The 6,748-nt window shown below is 47.9% G+C and carries 6 protein-coding genes and 1 tRNA gene; 1 reads left to right on the forward strand and 6 read right to left on the reverse strand.

All coding sequences use genetic code 11. The annotated features are described in order from the left end of the window. The 6 genes from McpAg1_RS09380 to McpAg1_RS09405 form a co-directional block, all read right to left on the reverse strand. Positions 1-1,059, reverse strand: a 1,059-nt coding sequence (locus tag McpAg1_RS09380) for a PKD domain-containing protein (protein WP_338095051.1), incomplete at its 3' end; no start/stop codon positions are given. 907 nt (positions 1,060-1,966) lie between these two features. Continuing rightward, positions 1,967-2,689, reverse strand: coding sequence for a thymidylate synthase (locus McpAg1_RS09385; protein WP_338095052.1), 723 nt, complete (start codon positions 2,687-2,689; stop codon positions 1,967-1,969). A gap of 52 nt (positions 2,690-2,741) precedes the next feature. Next, positions 2,742-2,814 (reverse strand) — tRNA-Gln (locus tag McpAg1_RS09390). A gap of 113 nt (positions 2,815-2,927) precedes the next feature. Then, complete coding sequence (locus tag McpAg1_RS09395) at positions 2,928-3,668, reverse strand: DUF1614 domain-containing protein (RefSeq protein ID WP_338095053.1); 741 nt, start codon at positions 3,666-3,668, stop codon at positions 2,928-2,930. A 33-nt stretch (positions 3,669-3,701) separates the two neighbouring features. Next, positions 3,702-4,304 carry a fibrillarin-like rRNA/tRNA 2'-O-methyltransferase gene (locus McpAg1_RS09400; protein WP_338095054.1) on the reverse strand — a complete coding sequence of 201 codons (603 nt, stop codon included), beginning with the start codon at positions 4,302-4,304 and terminating at the stop codon, positions 3,702-3,704. Next, positions 4,301-5,146 carry an NOP5/NOP56 family protein gene (locus tag McpAg1_RS09405; protein ID WP_338095055.1) on the reverse strand — a complete coding sequence of 282 codons (846 nt, stop codon included), beginning with the start codon at positions 5,144-5,146 and terminating at the stop codon, positions 4,301-4,303. Before McpAg1_RS09405 ends, McpAg1_RS09400 begins: the two co-directional genes overlap by 4 nt. A 326-nt stretch (positions 5,147-5,472) precedes the next feature. Between McpAg1_RS09405 and McpAg1_RS09410 the strand changes: the two genes are divergently transcribed. Further along, on the forward strand, positions 5,473-6,748 hold a 1,276-nt coding region (locus McpAg1_RS09410), incomplete at its 3' end, for a hypothetical protein (protein ID WP_338095056.1).

The raw sequence follows: 6,748 nt of genomic DNA on the forward strand, positions 1-6,748 counted from the left end.
TGCATCGAGAAGGTTGTAGGTCCCAATGTCGTCACTGGCGGTCATGGTTGCGATCAGGGTAGGAGTGGCGTCTGAAGAGAAGAAGTACAGTTTCGGAACTGCAGTTCCATCATTCTCAACTCTGACAATCTCATACACGAATGCTGAGCCATGGGTCGCGGCATCGACGATTCTGCCGCCGTCAGCTACGGAAACATCCTTAGATTTGGACTCGTCGCCCACAGTAACGTTGATGGTGTAGATACCTTCTGCCGTGTATGTGTGGGTCACGTCCTGAGTTGTATCAAGCGAGTCAATAGTGACCTCCGGGGTGTCGTCGCCGAAGTAGATAGTTGCAATCGCACCCTCGTAGGCCTGGCCGGATGCAGTGATGGTAAGGGTATACTCATCGCCCGCAATTATGCTGCCATCGCCGGAAAGGAAAAATCCAGATACAGGTGCGCCAGTCTTTACTGTGAAGTTGTACCCCAGATCAAGGTTCTGATACAGACCAGACGGTGTGTCAGTCGCGATGGTAACCTGACCTCCATTTTCGGTCTCTAATTCGTCACCTGCTGAAGTGGTGAAGACAATACCATCATCTAATGGGGCGACAGCACTATCTACTACATCCACAAGGGCAAATGTACCTACGACAACTTCTGAGCCAGGTGCAGATACATTAACGTTGATCTGCGGAACTACTGGCCCAGGTGCAGCATTTACAGTAAGGGTTGCGGTTGCTGTATCTCCGGAGTCACCATCATTGGTTGCAGTAAAAGTAACCTCACCAACAGTGTCTCTAGTGTAACCCGTAATCGTGATTGATTTCTCTATCTCACCGATTTCAAAAGTGATATCGTCGTACGTTTCTGAATCACTATCAGTGATCTCGTATATCATAGCACTTTCAGCCGCGGCATCCAGTGTCAGGGTGACCTCAATATCCCCGGCGACATTCACGGTCACCTCAGGTGGGTCTAATTCCAGCGTATCTGCTCCTACTGCAGATGCTGCTCCGACAAAGAGCATTGCTGCAAGCAGAACGACGAGAATTGCCATAATTTTCGTGTTTTTCAAGTTTAATTCCTCCTAAGTTAGGATTTAATTTTCTGCATGTGATACATGCAATACGTGACATTCGACAGATGCCGAATAATCATTCTGCAAGGGTTATACTCCGATCAACGGAATATGCTTTGATATTTGTATATTGAGTATAATAGGCTTTGTGGTCAAATGTGATTAAATCCTACCAATACAGAGCTTGTCGAACATCGATCCGGAATAAAATCTGATCAGCGCAAGAAAACAATACCGGCCATACCATAATATCGCATACCTTTCCACATCAAATCTCATTCGACAAACAACGGGTGCTGATGAAGAATGACTGTATGCCATTTGCCCTACCATCACCTATATTATAATAGTGCAAACTACAACTACATTTTCCCTGAGGGTACTGATGACGCAGATGTTGGTAACAACATGTCAAATTTTTCTCTTCTTTTCGTACGTATTATCGTACAGAAAGAAGAAAAAAGGCTAATTTTATTTTTTGTAAATGAGAGTTTAGCAAGGTGACCCCACAAAAGAATTGGTTTTTTTTGAAAGAGTAAGCGAACAAACAACTCAATCGTCCACGTACTTTTCAGAAAAAAAACTAAATTTATTTCAGTACCCTAAACCCTGACAAAGACCCACCCGACAGACAACTAAACCTAATTTATGACCAATACTTACATAAATCTGCGGGGAATACAATATGGTAGCTGATGAATCATCATCGGTCGAAGTGGCGGCATACCTCACATTTATTCTATACCTCTCGCCCAAATCACCGGGTGAGATAACATGATAGAACTCCCCACGTCGCCCCCGACATTATGAAATGGGAAGTATGCACCCGGACATTGAAAAAAATGTCCGGTGAACTGCCATCTTCACAAACAACAGCTCTTTTCAAAAAAATTATTGGAAAAAATTATCGCCGTGCCAAAGCACAGCCGCCGCATGCCCGACAAACTTCCTCGCTCGGTGTAAACGCAGATCCTTTCTGACAGAACGGCGGAATATCTGCCGCATCACGTTTGAAATAAATGTGCGGCACCAGAGAAATATGTGTGTACGACCCAACCAGAACCCCCACCTCTCCCGCAATAAACTCCTGAAGCTTTGCCAGAGCAAACATATTCGCACCCGCAGCAGACAACATATCATTACTCCGGAACACCACCTTCATATCAAGCCGGCCGTTTCGCACAACGCACTGAATCAGCTGAAGACACGGGCAGTCACCAAGCTTCCCGTCAACCGGCGGACACCACGTAACTCCAACAGCACGACGCGACTCAGGGCTCTCCTTCAGCTTCTCAATAATATATTTGATCTGATCAGTGTGAATCTCCCCCGACTCATCAGAAAGTCCGCATCCCCAGTCAAACAACCGCCCGTGATAATCGTACTCAAACACAGCGTCTGACCCGAACAAAAGATTGTGTGCATACGATTCAAGAAACGCCTCGCGGAACCGCGAGCACGTTGACGCCATCGGTGAATCGAGCGGTGTTTCGACTCTCAGACACACCTCATCCGTCTCAATCGTATCCTCCCCGTTCTCAGTTCGCAGAAAATATCCTTCCTGCAAAATATACCGGACAACTAACTCATGAGCACGCCCCAGACTCGGCGCACGAATAACCTTCATAGCATAACATTGTGCTTTGAACAATATTATAATAACACTTAATAAAAACGAGTAGCCCGTAGCAGATTCGAACTGCTGTCGGAGGATCCAGAGTCCCCCATGATTGACCACTACACTAACGGGCTATGTTGCCTTACTAAATACGCATTAACCCTTAATTAACATAACGATTTTCAATCGAACACTACTCAGCCTGATGTCACACCCAACCCCCTCGAAATCGAGGGGATAAAAAAGATCAAAACGACGCCAGAAGCGCCGCAATAATCCCTGTCAGAAAAATCCCGTCAAACGTACCAGCACCACCGATCGAAAGCATCCCTGCCCCCTCATCATAAACCTCCCGAAGGTGCAGCAGATCAGCACCGACCAATGTCCCAAACGTTCCCGCAACAAATCCCATAATTGCCGCAGGCAGTCCAAACCCGCCGCAAAGGATCAGTGAAACCGCGACCGTCACCAGCGGCGGAACAAAAAACGGCGTTGCAATACCAATCCCCCGCACAGGTCGTGCCGCCAGATACACCACCACCGTCACAACACCAACCGCCGCAAGAAGCCGGACCAAAAACCAGGCATCAGTCTGCACAAAACCAAACACCACCATGCCAACAAGATACACAGAAATCAGAACCGGCACCACAGCCCCACCCACATTCACCGAAATATCCATGCCACGCTGTTCCTCAACCGGCCAGCGATCAGTCCGGTACATCGTATCATACATTGATGGCGCATACTGCCCGCTGGGTTTTCGTGCCCGCTCCTCCTTCGGCTGCATCGTATACAACGGAATATTCACAAAACTTCCTACAACGATCAGAATCAGCAGACCCACAATCACCCAGAAACTAAAACCCAGATGAGAAAGTGCCGCACCGATAATTCCCAGAAACAGCAGAGGGAGACCAACAACAATCAGCAGAATCAGTCCCAGCAAAAGCCAGACCGACAGCGGACTAAACACAAACCGACTCATACCAATACCTGCGTCAAAAAAATATAAAATCCTTCACAACCGCTCGCACACAATCGCTGCATGGTCAGCATGGTATGGTGAAAGCCACAGAGATTTTCGGACCAAAAGACCTGCACGCGACAACTCCTCGCACGTATTCGCAAAAACTTCCTCGGGACTCTTTCTGATATCAACACTCCGTGTCTTCAGCATCAGAATCAACACTCCGCCTCTCTTCAAAAACGGCAGATGTTTGATCGCAATACCTGCCTGATTTGGCTGGGCAACATCCTGATAAATAATATCAGCCGCCTCAAGAAGCGGAGCATATCGCTGCGGCTGTGTTGCATCCGCAAAGATTGGCACGATATTTTTTCGTTTCCTTGCAACCATCAGAAGATCCTGCATCGGTCGCGGGGCAAACTCCACCGCATACACAACCTCCGCATAATCTGCTACATGCGAAACAGTCGTTCCGTTTGCCGCACCAAGATACAGAACGACAGCGTCCGAAGAAAGATCTGTTGATTTGTCCAGATACCAGAGTGCGGACAACTTGCTTCGGTACGGATCCCACACCCGATGTCCGCCAATCATCCGCTCGCCGTACACGCCGCCTTCGCCCGCGGACACCAGCGTCCCATCAACCGAGATCATTTGTCGGCCTCCATCAGATGATCGATCTTCGCATTTGCTTCGTCAACAAACTTCGGATCAAGCTCCCCCCGATAGTAATCCAGTCTGGCTGCGATCACCAGTTTTGCTGCAAGGGCTCTGGCTACATGGCCGCGAACCTCACGCGGAGCATTGTGAACACGCCGGTGCTGGAACATAATGCCATGTTTTGGCGAGGGCGAACCGGTACGGATGTGAGAGAAGAGTGCTCCTTCGGCTCCGATTACCTGCATGGATGAACCGGGCATTTTTGCAGCAGCAGCAAGGCCTCCGGCACGCGACACGAGGCGGGCGGCCACGAGGCCTCCCACCAGAGCACTCATGTTGGGAATTACTGATACTGCGGATCGCGAGACTTCTTTCATCAGATTTGTTCTGGCATTTGACATCGACAAAATTTCTCTGGCAACTTTTTTCATTGGTTCGGTTCCGTTCTTTCCAATAATCGGCAGAAGTTTTGCGGCTCCGGCTCCCGAGCCGCGATACTTGCGGGAAAATGCAGGAGTGATGGAGATGTACCAGTCGATCAATCGTTCGGTGAGGAGGTTGATCACGGTGTCCATTTCATCGAGTGTTCGAACCATTTGCAGGAGTTCAACGTCTTTTTCCTGCGAACATGCGGCAATGCCTTCCTCGGCCATGTATATTGTAGTGCGGCGGAGGGTTTCGATGTAGTCGTGCCGGTCTTTTACCAGACCAAGTTTCTGTGCCTGCTTCCAGTCACAGGGGACGTATTTTGCCATATCGGTTTTTGTCGTGCGAATCCGTGCGGCGACATTTGCTGGGTCTGTTGAGATGTCAGTTCCCGACCCGTACCAGTACATGTACTATAGTGTGTTTCAGGTCGGGATATAGGTATGCGGATGGATTTTGCGTGGTAGGATTCAATATTTTGTGTCTGAAATTTGTGATGCTTCCTGTGTACTTTTGCTATGATCGGGTATTGCTCGGGTTGGGGTGTTTCGTTGATTGCAGAAGATGTTTGGGGTCTATTTTTCAGAATTTTTTGCAGTGATTTTGGTAGGAAATTTAGTGAATAAATTTTCTTTCTTTCTTTCTAAGGCAGTTTTGTATGTGATATTGACTGTTGTTGGGAGATTTGTGAGAATATTCAAAGGATAATTGCATCCTCACTTAGGAGGAATTAAACTTGAAAAACACGAAAATTATGGCAGTTCTCGTCGTTCTGCTTGCAGCAATGCTCTTTGTCGGAGCAGCATCTGCAGCAACAGCACAGACGCTGACATTGCTTCCATCTGATGTGGACGTGGGTGATACCGATGATATCACTGTCACCCTGACACTGAACACCGCAGCTGATGCGGACATGACATACACCATCACTGATAATGATGGCGAAGAATACGATGATCTCGCTATTGAAGAAACTGAGACAACGGGAACAATCACGATTGTGGGTTACACTAGAGACACTGCTGGTGATGTTACTTTTACTGCAACCAATAAAGTTCTCGGTTCCGATACAGCAACCGCAACCCTTACTGTAGTTGATCCCGATGCACCGACTATCGCACTCGTAGCAGATCCGGATACAGTCGTCGAGGGTCAGACCTTTATCGTCACTGTTACTGGTGATGGTTATGTTGATGAGACAGTAACTGTAACTGTATCCTATGAAGGAATACAGTCTGGTGACGTTGAATTAAATGCGGATAATTCATACGAAGAGACTATCGAATTTACCGCAGTTCTGAACGAACAAACCATTTCAGCAACCTCAGATGATCTGACTGAGATCGATGACATCGAGATCACAGTAACTGCAGCTGTAGGTTCAGAAATCAACGTTAATGTATCTGCACCAGGTGCAGAACTTCTTTCAGGTACCTTTATTCTGATCGATGAGGGCGCTGGTAAAGTCCGATTACCTGCGGGTGTTATCTTCACCACTTCAGCAGGGGACAAAATAACCACTGAAGTTGGAGGTCAGATTACAATCGATGATGAGGTAGCCTCTGGTCTGTACCAGAACCTTTCCAAAGGGTACAACTTCACGGTAAAGACAGGTACCCCATCAGGATTTTTCCTTCTCGGCGATGACAGCGTAATTGCGGACGATGAGTATACCCTTACCATCACTGCATCCGGCGATGCCTACATTGGTGAGACTGCAACTATCTACTTCGGCGACGACACCCCGGAGGTCACCATTGACTCGCTTGATGCAACTCAGGACGTGACCCACAAATACGCTGCAGAAGGTATCTACACCATCAACGTTACTGTGGGCGACGAGTCCAAATATAAGGATGTTTCCGTAGCTGACGGCGGCAGAATTGTCGATGCCGCGACCCATGGCTCAGCATTCGTGTATGAGACTGTCAGAGTTGAGAATGATGGAACTGCAGTTCCGAAACTGTACTTCTTCTCTTCAGACGCCACTCCTACCCTGATCGCAACCATGA

Source organism: Methanorbis furvi (assembly GCF_032714615.1).
Classification (GTDB): domain Archaea; phylum Halobacteriota; class Methanomicrobia; order Methanomicrobiales; family Methanocorpusculaceae; genus Methanocorpusculum; species Methanocorpusculum furvi.

Coding starts and splice junctions, on each gene's coding strand:
- McpAg1_RS09395 (WP_338095053.1), bottom strand. CDS start 3,668: ATGAGTCGGTTTGTGTTTAGTCCGCTGTCGGTCTGGCTTTTGCTGGGA.
- McpAg1_RS09385 (WP_338095052.1), bottom strand. CDS start 2,689: ATGAAGGTTATTCGTGCGCCGAGTCTGGGGCGTGCTCATGAGTTAGTT.
- McpAg1_RS09400 (WP_338095054.1), bottom strand. CDS start 4,304: ATGATCTCGGTTGATGGGACGCTGGTGTCCGCGGGCGAAGGCGGCGTG.
- McpAg1_RS09405 (WP_338095055.1), bottom strand. CDS start 5,146: ATGTACTGGTACGGGTCGGGAACTGACATCTCAACAGACCCAGCAAAT.